This is a genomic window from Luteimonas sp. TWI596, from assembly GCF_039674105.1.
Classification (GTDB): Bacteria; Pseudomonadota; Gammaproteobacteria; order Xanthomonadales; family Xanthomonadaceae; genus Luteimonas.
On sequence record NZ_JBDJMU010000005.1, the window covers coordinates 124,500 to 141,871 of the forward strand.

General features: G+C 67.1%; 10 protein-coding genes, 1 pseudogene and 1 riboswitch. Of the genes and pseudogenes, 6 read left to right on the forward strand and 5 right to left on the reverse strand.

The window, feature by feature from the left end; genetic code table 11:
* Nucleotides 1–54: 54 nt before the first annotated feature.
* A pseudogene (gene thrA / locus ABE487_RS05825) lies at nt 55–2,541 on the reverse strand (bifunctional aspartate kinase/homoserine dehydrogenase I); the annotation flags it as partial.
* 87 nt (nt 2,542–2,628) lie between these two features.
* Nucleotides 2,629–2,781: a hypothetical protein gene (locus ABE487_RS05830; RefSeq protein ID WP_346447090.1), complete on the reverse strand. Its 153-nt coding sequence runs from the start codon at nt 2,779–2,781 to the stop codon at nt 2,629–2,631.
* 167 nt (nt 2,782–2,948) lie between these two features.
* Nucleotides 2,949–3,044: riboswitch (TPP riboswitch) on the forward strand.
* 129 nt (nt 3,045–3,173) lie between these two features.
* Here ABE487_RS05830 and thiC point away from each other — a divergent pair.
* Nucleotides 3,174–5,051: a phosphomethylpyrimidine synthase ThiC gene (thiC, locus tag ABE487_RS05835; protein ID WP_346442702.1), complete on the forward strand. Its 1,878-nt coding sequence runs from the start codon at nt 3,174–3,176 to the stop codon at nt 5,049–5,051.
* Nucleotides 5,052–5,176: 125 nt separating this feature from the next.
* The gene (locus tag ABE487_RS05840; protein ID WP_346442704.1) at nt 5,177–5,773 is read left to right on the forward strand and encodes a DUF4136 domain-containing protein; all 597 of its coding nucleotides are present in this window, start codon (nt 5,177–5,179) and stop codon (nt 5,771–5,773) included.
* A gap of 76 nt (nt 5,774–5,849) precedes the next feature.
* Here the strand turns inward: ABE487_RS05840 and ABE487_RS05845 are convergent, their stop codons facing one another.
* A complete protein-coding gene (locus ABE487_RS05845; protein ID WP_346451754.1) occupies nt 5,850–6,860 on the reverse strand; it encodes an alpha/beta hydrolase in 1,011 nt (336 codons plus the stop codon).
* Nucleotides 6,861–7,185: 325 nt separating this feature from the next.
* Between ABE487_RS05845 and ABE487_RS05850 the strand changes: the two genes are divergently transcribed.
* The 3 genes from ABE487_RS05850 to ABE487_RS05860 all read left to right on the forward strand — a co-directional run bounded on the left by ABE487_RS05850 (nt 7,186) and on the right by ABE487_RS05860 (nt 13,516).
* Nucleotides 7,186–9,507 carry a winged helix-turn-helix domain-containing protein gene (locus ABE487_RS05850; RefSeq protein ID WP_346447084.1) on the forward strand — a complete coding sequence of 774 codons (2,322 nt, stop codon included), beginning with the start codon at nt 7,186–7,188 and terminating at the stop codon, nt 9,505–9,507.
* A gap of 166 nt (nt 9,508–9,673) precedes the next feature.
* Complete coding sequence (locus tag ABE487_RS05855; RefSeq protein ID WP_346451792.1) at nt 9,674–10,489, forward strand: helix-turn-helix domain-containing protein; 816 nt, start codon at nt 9,674–9,676, stop codon at nt 10,487–10,489.
* A 168-nt stretch (nt 10,490–10,657) separates the two neighbouring features.
* Nucleotides 10,658–13,516 (forward strand): TonB-dependent receptor, encoded by a 2,859-nt coding sequence (locus tag ABE487_RS05860; protein WP_346447082.1) that lies wholly within the window; start codon nt 10,658–10,660, stop codon nt 13,514–13,516.
* Between the two features lie 165 nt (nt 13,517–13,681).
* Here the strand turns inward: ABE487_RS05860 and ABE487_RS05865 are convergent, their stop codons facing one another.
* Entirely contained in the window at nt 13,682–14,797 is a 1,116-nt protein-coding gene (locus ABE487_RS05865; protein ID WP_346442712.1) for an HDOD domain-containing protein, read from the reverse strand.
* Nucleotides 14,798–14,904: 107 nt separating this feature from the next.
* Nucleotides 14,905–15,438: an inorganic diphosphatase gene (gene ppa, locus ABE487_RS05870; RefSeq protein ID WP_241945145.1), complete on the reverse strand. Its 534-nt coding sequence runs from the start codon at nt 15,436–15,438 to the stop codon at nt 14,905–14,907.
* Between the two features lie 188 nt (nt 15,439–15,626).
* Between ppa and ABE487_RS05875 the strand changes: the two genes are divergently transcribed.
* A complete protein-coding gene (locus tag ABE487_RS05875) occupies nt 15,627–17,192 on the forward strand; it encodes a M91 family zinc metallopeptidase (RefSeq protein WP_346442714.1) in 1,566 nt (521 codons plus the stop codon).
* Nucleotides 17,193–17,372 lie beyond the last annotated feature (180 nt).

The window sequence follows — 17,372 nt, forward strand, 5'->3', positions numbered from 1 at the left end:
GTTGCATCCATCATGCCGCAGGAACGGCAGGCCGGCCTGCTTGCCGAGCGCATGGGCGATCGTCAGCACATCGGCGAATACGCCCGCGGCGGTCACTTCCGGGCCGGCCCCTGGCCCCTGGACGACCAGCGGGTTGTCCGCGTAGCGGGCGGTGCGGAACTGCACGAGGTTGTCGGTCAGCCGGGTGTGGCAGCACGAGTGCTCGGCCGGTAGCGCGACCACGCCGACACTGGCCCGGCCGTCGCCTTGCAGGCGTGCCAGGTGACGCAGCGCATGGCCGTCGGCGCGGGCGGCATCGAGCCTGCTTTGCATCGGCGCGTCGAGCTCATGCAGGCGGTCGAGAAACGCCGCCAATGGCACGTCGCGCAGGGTCTCGGGCACCAGGCTTTCGACCGCGACGTCCTTGAGGGACAGCGTCCGGCCGGCTTCGCGCGCCAGAATCACCAGTTTGCGCGCGACGTCCAGGCCCGACAGGTCGTCGCGCGGGTCGGGCTCGGTGTAGCCCAGCGCCCGGGCCTCGCGCACCAATTCGGAGAACGGATGACTGCCGTCGTAGCGATTGAACAGCCAGGCCAGCGTGCCCGAGAGCATGCCGTCGATGCCGTGCAGCGTGTCGCCGGTATCGAGCAGGCCGCGCAGGGTCTGGATCACCGGCAGGCCGGCGCCCACGGTGGCCTCGTACAGGAAGCGGCCGCCCCCGGCGCGCTGGGCCCCGCGGATCGCCGCATAGCGTGCCCACGCGCCGCTGCCGGCGTGCTTGTTCGGGGTGACGACGTGGATGCCGGCGGCCAGCCACTCGGGATACTTCGCCGCGACGGCATCGCTGGCGCTGCAGTCGACGATCAAGGCATGCGGCAGATGACTGGCGCGCACGTGCGCGGCGAACGCGTCCAGGTCGCAGGCCGGCGCGGTGGTGTCGAGCGTCGCGGCGGCATGGGCGGGATCGAGCGGCGCGTCGTCGAGATGCATCCGCCGGCTGCTGGCGATCGCGCGCAGCCGCAGGTCCACGCCTGCGCGCTCGCGCAGCGCCGGTACCACGTCGGCCAGTTGCGCCAGCAGTGCACGGCCGACGTTGCCTGGCCCGATCACGCCGACCGAGACCGTCTGCGGCGACAGCCAGAAGGCCGCATGCGCGGCGCGCAATGCGCGGGTGGCGTCGGTTTGGGCGATCGCGACCGAGATGTTGCGCTCGCCCGCGCCCTGCGCAATGGCGCGGATGTTGACGTGGGCCTGGGCGAGGCCGGCGAACAGCCGCGCGGCGACGCCCTGGGTCCCGACCATGCCGTCGCCGACCGCCGCCAGTACGCACAGGTCGCTGGTCACGGTCACCCCCTGGGCCTGGCCCTGGGCGATTGCGTCGGCGAACGCGGCGACGATCGCGGCGCGGCCGCGCTCGACCTGGCCGGCCTGCACGACGCAGCAGATCGAATGCTCCGACGAGCCTTGCGAGATCATCGTCACCGATACGCCGGCCGCATGCAGGGCCGCGAACATGCGCTCGGCGGTGCCGGGCACGCCGACCAGACCATTGCCGACCAGTTCGAGCACGGCCACATCACGCACCAGGCTCAGGCCCTTGACGGGCGAGGCCGCTGCCGCGGCCGCCGGTGCGATCGTCGTGCCCGGCGCAGACGGATCGCGGCTGTTGCGGATGCGCACTGGAATGCCCCGGGCCTGTACCGGCGCCAGGGTCTGGGGATGCAGCACGCTTGCACCGAAGTAGGCGAGTTCGCAGGCCTCGGCATAGGACATCGCCGGCAAACAGACCGCATCGGGCACCAGGCGCGGATCGGCCGAGAGCACGCCGTCGACATCGGTCCAGATGGTCAGGGCCTGGGCGTCGAACAGGTTGGCGAAGATCGCTGCCGAGTAGTCGCTGCCGTTGCGCCCGAGCGTGGTGTCGCGACCGTCGCCGTCGCGGGCGACGAAGCCGGTGATCACCACATCGCGCGCGGCGTGGGCCAGGCGCCAGCTCGCCAGACGGGCGCGACTTGCGTCCCAGTCGACGACCGCGCCCATCTCGCCGTGCCGGACCACCAGCACGTCGCGTGCGTCCAGGCGCTGCCAGCCCGGACCGAGCGCGGCCTGGGCCAGTCGTGACGACAACTGCTCGCCGCAGCCGTGGATACGCGCCAGCCGCGCGTCGCGATCGGCGGCGTCGGTGTGCAGACTCTGCAGGTCGTGGGCGAGAGCGGCGAACTCGTCCTCGAGCGCGGCGTGCAGCGGGCCGTCGGCCTCGTGTTCGAACGCGTCGGCGGCCGCGACGTGGCGCTGGCGCAGCGCGTCCCACGCCGGCTTCCAGTCATCGAGTGCGAGGGCGGCGTCGGCGAGCGCGATCAGGGCATTGGTGGTGCCCGACATCGCCGACACGATCACCGGCCGCACCCGCGCGTCGGCCGGCACCAGGCGGGCCAGCGCCGCGATGCACGGGGCATCGGCCAGGCTGGTGCCGCCGAACTTGTGGACATGGCAGGCGAGCGCCGGCGACGCATCGTCGGCGGTGGGGACGGACTGGGCGCGAAGCGCGACGGCGGACGACATGGGGAGCTCCTGGAAAGGGGCTCCGCATCACGATCGGGCGGGACGTGGCGTCCGCATCCCGGGAGGGATGCGGAGCGGGCGGTCAGGTCAACTGGCGGCGCGCGTCCACATCCCGGTCCCGGTGATACCGGTGCCGGTAATGCCGACGATCGTCGTGATGATCGCCGCCGCCGCGCGCCCACGCACCACCGCACGGATGGCGGTCGTCGACAGGCGGGAGGCGTTGGTGCGATGCATCATGTCCGCAGCACATCATGCCGCCGCGCGCGTTGTCAACCGGTTTTTCGTACAGGCCTGCGCCGCGGGGTGCCTGGAGATCCTGCGTCGACTGATCCGCGCACAACGGCGTCGGGACGCCGGTGGCGCCCGTCTCGGCTTGGGTGTTCGCGCCCCGCATGGTCTAATCGGCCCCGAAGCGGGGGTACCGACGTCAGTCGGTTGAGACAGTCCCTTCGAACCTGATCCGGTTGATACCGGCGTAGGGAAGCTTCGCAGCCGGCCCCCGGACCGATGGCGCGCGCATGCGTGCCAGCGGCACGCGGTCCGGGCGCGCCGCCGCTTCGTCCCGCCTTGCGAATCCCTCGCTGGCGACGCCCGCATCCCACGATGCGGCATCCAACAGGACGAATGCCATGAACGCCCAGCCCGTCAGCTTGTTGCAGCAGGCCCAGCAACTCTCCGATTCGGTCACCCGCCCCATCCCCGGGTCGCGCAAGATCCATGTCCAGGGCTCGCGCCCGGATCTGCGCGTGGCGATGCGCGAGATCGCGCTGACCCGCACGCCGACGCTGTTCGGCGGGCAGGACAATCCGCCGGTCACTGTCTACGACCCATCGGGCCCCTACACCGACCCGGACGTGAAGATCGACCTGGCTGCGGGCCTGGCACCGCTGCGCGCGGCCTGGATCGCCGAGCGCGACGACACCGAGGTCCTGCCTGGCCTGTCGTCGAGCTTCGGGCGGGCGCGCGAACACGATCCGCGGCTGGCCGGCGTGCGCTTCCCGTCGCGCGTGCAACCGCGTGCGGCCAAAGCCGGCGCCAACGTGACCCAGATGCACTACGCGCGCCGCGGCATCGTCACCCCCGAGATGGAGTACGTCGCGATCCGCGAGAACCAGCGTCTGGAGCTGGTGCGCGATGCGCTGCTGCGCAGCCAGCATCCCGGTCAGGCCTTCGGTGCGAGCATTCCGCCTTCGATCACTCCGGAGTTCGTGCGCGACGAGATCGCGCGTGGTCGCGCGATCCTGCCTTGCAACATCAACCATCCCGAAAGCGAGCCGATGATCATCGGCCGCAATTTCCTGACCAAGATCAACGCCAACATCGGCAACAGCGCGGTGTCGTCGGGCATCGCCGAGGAAGTGGAGAAGCTGGTCTGGGCGATCCGTTGGGGCGGCGACACGGTCATGGACCTGTCGACCGGCAAGCACATTCACGAGACCCGCGAATGGATCGTGCGCAATTCGCCGGTGCCGATCGGCACGGTGCCGATCTACCAGGCGTTGGAGAAGGTGGACGGCCGCGCTGAGGCGCTGACCTGGGAGATCTTCCGCGACACGCTGATCGAGCAGGCCGAGCAGGGCGTGGACTACTTCACCATTCACGCCGGCGTACTGCTGCGCTACGTGCCGCTGACCGCCAAGCGCGTGACCGGCATCGTCTCGCGCGGCGGTTCGATCATGGCCAAGTGGTGCCTGGCGCACCATCGCGAGAGCTTTCTGTACGAACATTTCGAAGACATCTGCGAGATCATGAAGGCCTACGACGTGGCGTTCTCGCTCGGCGACGGCCTGCGCCCGGGCTGCATCGCCGACGCCAACGACGCAGCGCAGTTCGGTGAGCTGGAGACGCTGGGCGAGCTGACCAAGATCGCCTGGAAGCACGACGTGCAGACCATGATCGAAGGGCCGGGCCATGTGCCGATGCAGCTGATCAAGGAGAACATGGACAAGCAACTGCGCGAGTGCGGCGAGGCGCCGTTCTACACACTCGGCCCGTTGACCACCGATATCGCACCGGGCTATGACCACATCACCAGCGCGATCGGTGCGGCGATGATCGGTTGGTACGGCACCGCGATGCTGTGCTACGTCACGCCAAAGGAGCACCTGGGTCTGCCCAATCGCGAGGACGTGCGCGACGGGATCATGGCCTACAAGATCGCCGCGCATGCCGCCGATCTCGCCAAGGGGCATCCGGGCGCGCAGGTGCGCGACAACGCGCTGAGCAAGGCCCGGTTCGAGTTCCGCTGGCAGGACCAGTTCCACCTGGGGCTCGACCCGGAGAAGGCGGAGGCCTTCCACGACGAGACCCTGCCCAAGGACGCCCACAAGGCCGCGCACTTCTGCTCGATGTGCGGGCCGCACTTCTGCTCGATGAAGATCACCCAGGACGTGCGCGAGTACGCGGCCGAGCATGGCGTGGAGGCCGAGCAGGCACTGGCTGCGGGCATGGCGGAGAAGTCTGCCCAGTTCCGGGCACAGGGCGCCGAGGTCTACCTGCCCGAGTGACCGCGGTGGCGGCCGGATGGACCATTCGTCCGGCCGTCGCGTCCGCTCGACGGCGCGCCGCGTATGTTCAGGGCCGGTATCGTGGCGGCGCGCCAAGATCCATCCGTCAATAGGGAGACCCCAAGATGAAGACTTCCACGTCCCGCGTGGCCGCCTGGCTGGTGGCCCTGTGCGGCCTCGCGCTGCTCGCCGGTTGCGCGACCGGGCCCCGCATCACCACCGAAGCCGATCCCAGGGCGGACTTTTCGGCCTATCGCACCTGGTCGTTCTACACGCCGCTGGCGATCGAGAAGGACGGCTACGAAACCCAGACCAGCGAGGTCACCAAGGCCGCCGTGCGCGCCGAGATGGAGCGCCGCGGCTACCGCTACAGCGAGGCCGACCCGGACCTGTGGGTGAACATCAACGCCTACATGGAACGTCGGACCGATGTCACCAGCTATCCGACGGTCGACTACGCCTACTACTACAGCTATCGCCACCGCGGCTACTTCGCGGTGCCGTACTGGAACGAGCGCACCAGCGTCTACCGCTACACCGAGGGCACGATGAACGTGGATCTGGTGGATGCGCGGCAGAAGCGGTTGGTGTGGGAGGGCATCGCGGTCGGACGCGTCGCCAATCTCAAGCCCGAACAGCGCGAGCAGCGGATCCGGTCGACGATCGCCGAGATCTTCGCCAGCTATCCGCACCAGGCCGGCGTGCGCAGCCAAGCGCTGTAATCGCTCAACGCGGGAAACGAAGAAGCGGGCCGATGGCCCGCTTTTCGTTTGTGTTCCGGCCGCGGACGGTCCGGGGTCAGCGCTGCGTTTGCCAGCGAGCCTCGATGAAGACGCCGATCTCCTGCGCCAGGTCGTCATCCTCTGGCGTTGCGCCCATGAAGCCGCCATGGGGCATGCCTTCCCCGAGATAGAGCTCGACCGGGACCTTGGCTCGGACCAACCCGCGATGCAGGCGCGCCGCGTTGGAGAGGAAAAGGTCGCGGGTCCCCGTTTGCAGGAAAGTCGGCGGCAGGCCGTCGAGTTGGCCGAACAAGGGGGACAGATAGGGATGGCCGAGGTCTGCGCCTCCGGCATAGAGCCGATTGATCTGCATCAGCGGGAGGGGGAGCATCACGTCCATGTAGCGATTGGTGTGAAAGCTGTCGCCGGACTCGGTCAGGTCGACTTCGGGCGACAGCAGCACCAGGCCGGCGGGCATCGGCAGGCCTTCATCGCGTCCGCGCAAGAGCATCGCCAGGGCGAGGTTGCCGCCCGCCGAACGCCCGATGAGGACGATATCGGTGGGCGCGTGCTGGGTCAGGACATGCCGATAGGCCGCCAGACAATCGTCCAGCGCAGCAGGGTAGGGATGCTCGGGCGGCAAGCGATAATCCACGCCATAGCAGCGGGCACCGTAGCGGTCCGCCTGTTGCTGCGCGCTGACACGGCAGGCCTCGCCACCACCGAACAGCAGGGCGCCGCCGTGCAGGTCGATACAGGCGCGCTGGGGGTGCGCCGACGCGTCAGGCGTGGCGACGTGGATCTCAGCCTCGCCGAGGATCAAGGTGTCGACCCTGGCGCGAAGGTGCTCGGCCAGGCCTTTCATGGCAGCCGCGTACTGGCTGTCCACCTGGTCCCTGAGGGCTTGCCAGGCCGCTGTATCTTCCGCCGCGGGCAGGGGCATGAGCGCATTCACCGGCGCACCCTGCGCCGTGACCAAGCGCTGCAGTGCGGCCCTGGCCTGCGCGCTGATCGAAGTCGGAAAGGGGACAATGCGTTCAGGCAGCGACACGCCGTTGCATGGGGTGGTGGACTTGGCCTGTGTCATGAGCGATTCCAGCGCGATGGTTGTAATGGGGGCAATGGCACTGGTCTACGAAGAAGAATCCCCCGCTATAGCGCTTCGTCGAGCGCCGGTCCCGGCGCAGACTACATCGGGGCTACGCAACACCCGCGTCGATCCGGCCCCGGACGACATCCACCACCCATGTCAGTTCAATCGTAAAGGAGCGTAGGCGACAGCGCAGTCACGCCAGGCACGCCCGACAATGCTGTCGTGTTGCGCCCGTCCGCTTTGCCGGATCTGGCGTAACATCGTGCTGCGTTCAGCTGTTGTTGACTAGGCTTGGCGACCCAGCAGTTGGGATTGCAGCATGACCGTTTCACGCCATGGAGAGGACGCCGTTCCACTGCCACGTCTTCGTGTCGGCGTTGGTATGGTGGATTTCGCGACGCGCGAGGTCGAGATGCCCGGTGCGCGCCGGCCCATGCGCGTGACGCCGAAGGCCGCCGCCGTGCTGCGCGCCCTGTCACGCAGTCCGGGCACGGTGCTCTCGCGGCATGAACTGCTGGCAGAAGCCTGGCCGGATACGCTGCCGACCGACGACGTGCTGACCCAGGCGATCACCCAACTGCGCAGAGCATTCGGGCAGGGCGACCTCGGCACGGCCGAGGGACGGCGTTACATCGAGACTATTGCCAAGAGCGGCTATCGGTTGACGGTTCCGGTGTCGACAGTCGACAGCGAATCGACGGCATCGCCGGCGCCTGTGGACGCGACGTCGCCGGTATCCGGGGGGCCGATGACGACGGCTCCGTCGGCGAGCGAAGGGCCGTCCCGACCCCATTCGGTGCGGATGCAGGGACAGGCGGGTTGGTGGGCAGGCGCAGTGTTCGCGCTGCTGGCGATTTGTGTCGTGAGCCTGGTCCTGCTGGCGCCGCCGACGTCGGTCCCGCCGCCGCCGCTGTCCGACGCCGCCGCGGCGGTTGCACCGGGGCGCTCGTATCGGCTCGTGACCTCCGCTGCAGGATTTGAACTGTCGCCCAGCCTGTCGCCAGATGGCAGCCAAGTCGCGTATTCGGCCCGTACGCTGCATGACGGGACGCCATTGCCGAGCGCATCCATCCTGGTGCAAGCGACGAGTGGTAGCGCACCTTGGGCGCTGTCGGTGCCGACCGCCGGAGAACGGGACGATCTGCCTGTATGGTCGCCTGACGGGGCGCGCATTGCGTTCGTCCGTTGGGACGATGCGGGCCGCTGTCGGATCATGCTCGCCGCCGCCGACGCTGTGGGGCAGGAGCGAGAGATCGTGCGTTGCGATGGAAGCGAACTCCTCAGCTTCGATTGGTTGCCCGACGGCAGCGGGCTGCTGTTCGGCACCATGACCGGCAGCCCGGACGGCGGCGGCGTGCGGATCTTCGACCTGGCGACGGGCCAGTGGCGCGCTGTGCGCTATCCCACCGTCCCCGGTGCCATCGACTACCTGCCCAAGGCATCCCCCGACGGTCGCTGGATCGCCTTCGTTCGCAATCCGCAGCTCGGTGATGTGTGGCGGATCCCGGTCGAGGGGGGGAGCGCCGAGCAATTGACCCAGATCGGTGCGGAGTTGCGCGGACTGAGCTGGACCCGCGACAGTCAGGCGCTGGTCTATGGCAGGAGGATCGATAGCGAAACACGCCTACACCGCCTGGACCTGGCGACCAGGACGACCGCCGATCTCGGGGTCGAGGATGCGCAGATGCCGGCGACTGCGCGGGATGCGGATCTGGTGGCCTTCGTGCATCGGCAGCCGCAGTTCGGTATCAGCCGGATCGATGCGACCTCCGGGCATCGCGAACGCTTGTTCGCATCGTCGGGGCGCGACACCCAGCCAGTCGTGGCGCCGGATGGCCGGCAGTTGATGTTCACGTCCGACCGCTCTGGTAGTTCCGAGTTGTGGTGGGCCGATCTTGAGCGCCCCGATTCGCTACGTCCGATCCCGGGGGTACGCCCTGATACGCGGCAGCCGCCGGCGTGGTCTGCCGACAGTCGGCGTTTGCTGGTCTCCACATTGGACGCGACAGGCCGGCCCGGCATCGTCGAAGTCGAGCCGGAAGCAGGCACCGCGACACCACTTCCGGTGCCGGCCGCGCAGCCGTTGCAGGTTGCGTATGGCGCGGACGGTGGGTTGCTTGTGGTCGAGGAGGAACACGAGGGGCGGACAGTGCTGATTGCTTACGATCGCCGTTGGCGTGTGATCGGACGTCTGGATGGCGTTTCACATGTCCGGTTCGATCCGCGGCGAAATCAGGTGCTCTACACTCGGCTGGACGGCAATGGGATCTGGAGCGCGGCTGCCGATCTGACCCATCCGCGCCGTCTCAGCGCGGACGTGCCGTCACGATGGCGCTACCGCAGTTGGGCGCTGATGTCCGACGGGCGGTTGTCATATCTGGACAGCGACGACCAGTGCCTCACCCGGATGACTCGATTCGCGATCGGCCAGGACAGACTGCGTCGTGAGGACCAGCAGTGCCTCGACGCTTCCAACCGCAGTGCGGTCAACGGATTCAGCGGTTACCAGCAGGACTGGCTGGTGTCGATCGCGACGGAAGACGGAACCGATATCGGCGTGATGCCCCTGCCTATCACTCGCAGTGGGTCCCAGAGTCTGTTCGCTAAGTTGTTGATGGCATTGAGAAGAAAGGCGTCGTGAGGATTTCGGAAAAACATCGGAGCGAATTCGGCAAAGCGTAGTCGCGCCATCGGGCAAGTGTGCAGCGCAGATGGCAAAAAGGACGCTCCTCCGTCACCGGTGTGCTCGCATGTCTATCGCCCCGTGGTCCCAGCGCGGTCATCTGCTTCAATTCGACCAAGTCGTGATGCCGGCGCAGTGCGTCGGCGCGTCCCGCCTGGGTGTGGTGCAGGTCACCGCACCGGCATTCAGTGTCTGGGTGCAGGTGCGCGGCGATGGTTGGATCGAGTCTCGCGAGGGTCGATTCCGCATGCGTCGCGGGGACTGGATGGCGTTCGAGAAGGAGTCCGCGCCGCTGATCCAGGCGGGGCCGCACGGCATCTGTATCGGACTCGCACTCGATGCGCGCGCGCTCTCGGAGTTGCAGGCGCTGGACGACGGCGGTTTGTATGCCGGGCGCGGCCGCATTTCGCCGCAAGATGTCCGCGTGTTACTGCGGCTGTGGCGGGAGGCTCAGCGGGGGCATTGCGACCGACTCAGCGTTCGGCCGCTACTACTGCAGCTCGCGATCGTGCAGCGCGACCTGGCGGCTCGGGCGCGCCGATGTCCGGGCCGCTCGCGAAACCGAAAGCGTCAGGTGTTCGGCCGCATGCAACGGGCCAGGCTCTATTTGGAAGGCAATAGCGACCGGGTGGTCCGTATCAGCGAGTTGGCCGATTTGACGAGCTTCTCCAGTTGGTACTTCTCCAAGGCGTTCCACGCACTGTACGACGAGAGCCCGCAGGCATTGTCGGTGCGCCTGCGACTCGAGCGGGCGGGCCATCTGTTGCGGACCACGTCCATGATGGTCGGCGAGGTCGCGGCCGCGACCGGCTTCGACAACTGTTGCAGCTTCGCCCGTGCATTCAAGGCGCACCACGGTATGTCAGCGAGTCAGTATCGCGCCGCGGGCCAGGCTACAACGGGCGAACGGATGACCCGCGAGATGTACGCGAGCGCATGACATGCCGTTGTGACGACAGTCGCATCCTCGTCTCCCATTCATCGAAAGGGACAGATTCGGCAAAGTCAGACGGTGGAGGATGCAAGGCGTGAGTCCAGTGTGCAGACGTAACGTGCGATGGGCGTCTTAACGCGTCAGTAACACAACCACTCTGGAGAGAGAATTTTGATGAACCTTCGCACCTCCGCGATCCGCAAGGGCCTGCTGCCCGCCGCGATCGTGTTCGCGCTCGCGCCCGTCGCTGCCAGCGCGCAGACCCAGACGCAGGGCACCACCGAACTCGACCGCATCCAGGTCACCGGTTCGCGTATTCGCAAGGTCGATGTCGAGAATGCGCAGCCGATCCAGACGATCTCGCGCACGGACATCGAGAATCAGGGCTTCCAGTCGGTTGGCGACATCCTGCAGAACATTGCATCCACCGGTAGCCCGTCGCTGAGTCGGTCCGATCCGCTGAGCTCGGGCGAGAGCCCCGGTGGTACGTTTGTCGACCTGCGCAACCTGGGGCCTCAGCGGACCCTGGTCCTGGTCAATGGCCGCCGCCTCGGTGTGAACAACGACGGGCTGCAGGATCTGGCCACGATTCCGTCTTCGATGGTCGAGCGGATCGAGGTGCTCAAGGACGGCGCATCGTCTCTGTACGGCTCCGACGCAGTCGCAGGCGTGATCAACGTCATCACCCGTCGCAATTTCGATGGTGCCGAAGCCAACGCCTACTACGGCCAGTACGGTCAGGGTGACGGTGCGATCCAGTCGTTCGACTTCACCATCGGATCGCAGGGCGAGCGCAGTTCGATCGTGTTCGGCGCGCAGTACGACAAGGAAGAGCCGGTCTTTGCGAAGGACCGTGAGTTCTCGCGCTTCTCGTATCCGGGGCAGAGCGAAGACAACAACTACACGCCGGTCGGTGCGATCGGCAACATCCGCAACCCGAACCAGCCAAACGCTAGGGCGGCTGATGCGTGGCTTGTCCTGCGCGACGGCGGCGATCCGACCAACCTTGCCGATTATCGCCCGCAGGTCAATCCGAGCCCGGGCGTCATCGGTGACTCGAGCAATGCCGCCGAGCAGATGATGGTCAAGACCGGCATGGAGCGCACGTCGATCTTCACCAGTGCCGATTTCGATTTCACGGACAATCTGCGTCTGAAGACGGATGCGAGCTTCAATCGACGCGAGACCAGCGTCCAGGTCGCCGGTTACCCGCTGCAGAGCGGCGCCGTTGACGTGCAGACGCCGATGAGCCCGGATAGCTACTTCAATCCCACCGGCGAAACGTTGAACTTCCGCCGCCGTGGCTGGGAAGTGCCGCGCACCACCGATCGCCGTCTCGATACCTACCGTTTCAGCGCCGCGCTCGAGGGTTCGTTCGAGGTGGGCGAGAAGTTCTTCGACTGGGATGCCGGCTATCTGTTCACCCGCGGCGACGCGACCATCCGGGGGCGGGGCGACTTCAACAAGCTCGCCGTTCGCCAGGCTGTCGGCCCGTCGTTCCTGAACGGTAATGGCGTCGTCCAGTGCGGCACGCCCGACGCACCGATCGCGCTTGCCGACTGCACCCCCTGGAGCCCGGTGCTCAGTGAGGGGCCGAACTCGCTGGCCAACCCGGACATCCAGCGTCGCTTTTTCCTGATGGAAAATGCGACGTCGGAGACGACGACTCATAACTACTTCGCCAATGTCAGCGGTTCCATCGTGACGCTGCCGGCGGGTGAACTTGGCTTCGCCGCTGGGCTGGAGAACCGTCGCGTCAAGGGACGCTACTCGCCGGATGCCTTCGCGCAGACGGGCAACTCAACCAACCTTGCTGCTCAGGAAACCTCCGGCGGCTACAGCGTCAACGAGGCGTACCTTGAGCTCGACATCCCGCTGCTGGCAGACATGCCGGGTGCGCAGGAGCTCGCGCTGAACTTGGCCAGTCGTTACTCCGATTACGACGTGTTCGGTAACACGACCAACAGCAAGGCCAGCTTCCGTTGGCGTCCCATCGAGGATCTGCTGGTTCGCGGTACGTGGGCACAGGGTTTCCGTGCTCCGTCGGTCTCGGATCTCTACGGCGGCGTCGGCCAGACCTTCGACTACTATGTCGATCCTTGCGACACCGTTCGTGGCGTCGCGGCCAACAACCCGGATGTCTATGCGCGTTGCGCGGCCGACATCGCCAACTACGCGGGCTACCGTCAGCTCGGCCAAGGCGGTTCCATCGCTTATGGCGGCCAGACCGGAACGCCGTTCCTGAGTGGCTCCAACCCGAATCTGACACCGGAAGAGTCAGTGAGCCGCTCGCTTGGCTTGGTGTACAGCCCGCAGTACGTCAGTGGCCTTGGCATGTCGCTGGACTGGTGGAAGACCCGCATCGACAACGTCGTGACCTCGTTCACTGCGTCAGGCATCCTGTCGGACTGCTATGTCTACGATATCCAGTCGCAGTGTCAGTACTTCACGCGTGGCGAGAACGGCGTTGTCGACAATCTGACCCGTATCGGCCGCAACGCCGGCTACTGGGAAATCGAGGGTTACGACTTCGACGTCAATTATCGGATGCCGGAGACCAGCGTCGGTACCTTCGGCGTCAACTGGTCGACGACGTACTACAGCAACTTCGAGATCAAGGCAGACAGCACCGATAACACCACGCCCCAGCCGCGGGTCGGGTTCGGAGGCAACTTCCGCATCCGATCTGTTGCTTCGCTGAACTGGGATATGGGTGATTTCGGTGCCAGTTGGACGGCGCGCTACTTCTCGAGCATTAAGGAGCAGTGCTACTTCGAGGACACGTGTAACCTGCCCGACTACATCGATCAGGACGACAACGCGATTCCGCAGAACAAGACCGGCTCGGTGACGTTCAACGACGTCCAGGTTCGCTGGAATGCGCCGTGGAACGCCACCGTCTCGATTGGCGTGAACAACGTGTTCGACAAGGTCGGTCCGCTGGTCTACACGCAGCCGACCACTGGCTTCTCCTACCAGGCCGCTTTCGACATCGGTCGTTTCACCTACATGAAGTACCAGCAGCGCTTCTGATCGATCGAAGCAACGCACGTGACAAGACTACGGCCCCGAAAGGGGCCGTAGTTCTTTGCAGCGGAGGCGTTGGTCGTGTGGCTCGCCATCCACGAGGTAGGCGGGGCAGGGGTGGCATGAAAGCGAGGCGCCCTGACGCACCGCGGGTCGCCCCAAGGCGATGCATCAGTGCGCGGCGGATGCCTGGGCGGCGCTGAGCGCCCATGCGCGCCAATCCTCGAGCCGCTCCAGCACGCCGACGCGTGCCAGATAGTCCTCCCGCAGCGGCAGGTCGCCCGCGAGTGATGTGGCGACGTGCACAGCCCCGGCGATCCAGAAGCCGCGTGTGCCGGCGCGGGCGGGATCGCGCTGGAACGCGACGGCCTCGATGATCGGCATCGGCAGGCCCCACAGGCCCAGCAGGTAGGCGCCGGCCTCGATGTGGCCGGGGGCATCGGATCGGGCGTCGTCGCCTGTCGCCACCACCTCCAAGTGGGGATCGCGGACGCCGGGCAGCAGCAGGCCGATGTCGGCCAGCAGGGCGGCGGTCGCGCCGAGTTCGGCGCTGGAATCGGGCAGTAGCCGGCGCGCGAGCTGCGAGGCGTGCAGGGCGCGCTGCTGCAGCGCGTGGCGGTCGACGTCGATCCGGCCGGGCTGGGCGAAGACCTCGCTGGCGAGCACCAGGTCGCGCATTGTCGACAGCCCCAGGCGGGTCACCGCGGTCCGCAGGTCGGCGATCGTCCGGCCGGCCGCGTAGTAGGCCGAGTTGCACAACTGCAACACCTTGGCGGCAATCGCCGGATCGCGGCCGATCAGCCGGGCGATGTCGGCCGCGCCGGTGGCGTCTTCCGCCTCCAGCGCATGGGTCAGTGCCAGATAGGTCTGCGGCGGCGGCGGCAGCCGTTCGATGCGGCCGATGCACGTGCGCAGGGCCGGGTCGTCGAGCAGGTCGCGCAGTTCCTGGAGGCTGCCGACGGCCTCGAGCAACTGCGCGTCATCGACCGGAAGCGGCAGGAAGCGGTGGGCGAGCGAGAGCACGCGTGCCGGCGGCTGGGCGCCGATCAGCGCGATACGCGAGGTCTCGGGTCGCAGCGTCCGGATCTGGCCGAGCAGCATGGCCGCGGACATGTCCGCCAGCGTGGGCGCCACGACGACGACATCCTGCGGCGATTCGGCGGCCAAGGCCATTGCAGCGCCGCCGTCTTCGACATGCGTGATGTCCCAGCGCGCGTCCATGCCGCCGACCAGTTCGAGCAAACCGGCGGGCAGGCCGTCGCTGCCTCCCACGAACAGAATGCGCACCTGTGCCTCTCCCCCTGCGGGACGCCACGCGGGCGCAGCGTCGATGCGCCCAGCGCCTTGCGAGCGCGCCGGGCGGGCTCCGGCGCGCTCACCACGCCGGATTCGGATCAACCAGCCTGCTTGTAGGCCTCGATCGCGTCGACCAGGATCTGCTTGGCCTCGGCGGCGTCGCCCCAGCCTTCGACCTTGACCCACTTGCCCTTCTCGAGATCCTTGTAGTGCTCGAAGAAGTGGCCGATACGCTCGAGCCAGTGCGTGGACACCTTGTCGAGATCGTCAACGTGGGCATAGCCGGCGAAGATCTTCTCGACCGGCACGGCGAGGATCTTCTCGTCGCTGCCGGCTTCGTCGCTCATCTTCAGCACGCCGACCGGACGGCAACGGATCACCGAACCGGGCACCAGTGGCAGCGGGAGCACGACGAGCACATCGGCCGGGTCGCCATCGCCGCAGACCGTCGAGGGCACGTAGCCGTAGTTGCACGGATAGCGCATCGGCGTGGACAGGATGCGGTCGACGAAGATCGCGCCGCTCTCCTTGTCGACCTCGTACTTGACCGGCTCGGCGTCTTTGGGGATCTCGATGATGACGTTGATTTCGTGCGGCGGGTTCTTGCCGGTGGAGACGGAATCCAGGCCCATGCTGCTGCGGTTCCAGTGCGGAAAGTGGGCCGTCATTCTACGCGCAAGGCATGTTGCGGCGCAGCGAGGGCTATTGGTCCGTTTCGCCTGAAACCGTTTCAAGCGGGTTTGGCCTGGGGTACGCCCCAGTACGGGCGCCCCATACGCTGGCGTACATATGGACGCCACCTTTCTCGCGCAGGCCTGCCATGACCACGCTCGATTCGCTGTCGCCCACGTCTGTTTCGTCCGCAAGCACCCAGGGGTACTGGGACAACCCGCTCGATCCCAACCCGCATCGCCACGATGGCCCGGCCGACGGCATCGATCTCAACCAGCCGATCAAGGGCCTGGAGGACGACGGCCCGCAGGTGACCGTGCGCCAGGGGCTGCAGCGTGCGGCCGAGGGCACGGTCGAGATCGACGGCACGGCCAGCAATCCGAGCCAGCGCACCACCGGCAGTACCCCGGACGGCAAGCCGATCCAGATCGATCCGCTGCACAAGGACGGGCAGGTGGAGATCGCGCGCGAACGCACCGTGGCCCAGGGCTATGTGAGCCGCGACCAAGTCGTGTTCACCACCGGCAGCGGCGACGACGATGTCGGCGTCAGCCAGCGCGACGACGGCACGCTCGATGTCACCGTCAATGACGAAAGCTACGAGGTACGGTTGGGCGAGGGCCAAGAGCTGACGCTGCGCACCGGCGAGGGCAACGACACGATCAAGGTCGCCCCGAATGTCGACGTCAACATCGTTGTCGATGCCGGTCAGGGCGACAACGACGTGCTCGTCGAGGGCAACGGCGACAATCGCATCAGCAGCGGCGACGGCGACGACCTGATCCGCGTGACTGGCAGCGGCCGCAACGACATCCACACCACCGGCGGCAGCAACGAGATCCACGGCGGTAGCGGCGTGAACGTGATCTACGGCGGCGACGGCAGCGACACCATCCACGCCGGTACGGGCACCAACTACATCGAAGGTGGCCGCGGCGACGATGTCATCCATGGCGGCGGCGAGTTCGACATCATCTCGGCCGGACGCGGCGACGACACCATCCACGTCGGTGAGGGCCGCACCACGGTGTATGCCGGCGACGGCCAGGACACCATCGAGGGCGCCCACGCGCAGACGACGGTGTACGCGGAGGTCTCGGACCTGGTCAACGCGGCGACCGGCGCCAAGCCGACCGTGGTCAATGTCGAGATCGACAACAGCGCCGGCGACCGCGGCATCGCAGTGAAGGGCTCGGATGCCTTCGTGCAGCGCATGCAGTCGGAACTGGATTTCCTGCGCGCCTCGCCCAACGGTCAGCAGATGCTCGCCGAGTTCGACAAGGCGGCCGAGACCAAGGGCAACAGCGTGACCATCCAGGAACTGTCCAATGAGGACAACGGCTACGCCCAGACCTTCAGCAACGATGCCGACATCGTCAATGGGCGCCCGGGCGCGGGCGGCGATGTGACGATCAGCTACAACCCGTCCTTCCACATGGATGCCTTCCCGGCGCCGTCGGTGGTCCTCTACCACGAAATGTCGCATGCCTATAACGGCGTCAACGGCACCTTCCTGCCGGGCACCTACCGCGGCGAAGGCCCCGACAGCGGTCAGGTGCCCAATGCCGAACGGCAGGCCGTGGGCCTGGAGACCAGCGCCCAGCCTTACGACTTCGATGGCACCGGCCCGATCACCCACAACCCGATCCACTTGACCGAGAACGGTATCCGCCGCGAACTGGGCCTGCCGGATCGGCCGAGCTACGCGCTTTGATCGACTGCGCTGCGGCGCGGTGAGTGCGACACGGAAGGCGGCGCTTGCGCCGCCTTCCGCGTGATGTCGACTGCGCCGCGGATGCGGGGCGTGCGCGCGGCGCTCACGGCGCTCGCCGCATTCTGGCCGTCGCCGGCGCGTCGTCCGCAGCGCCGTCACCGCGATTCTGCTGGTGCAACT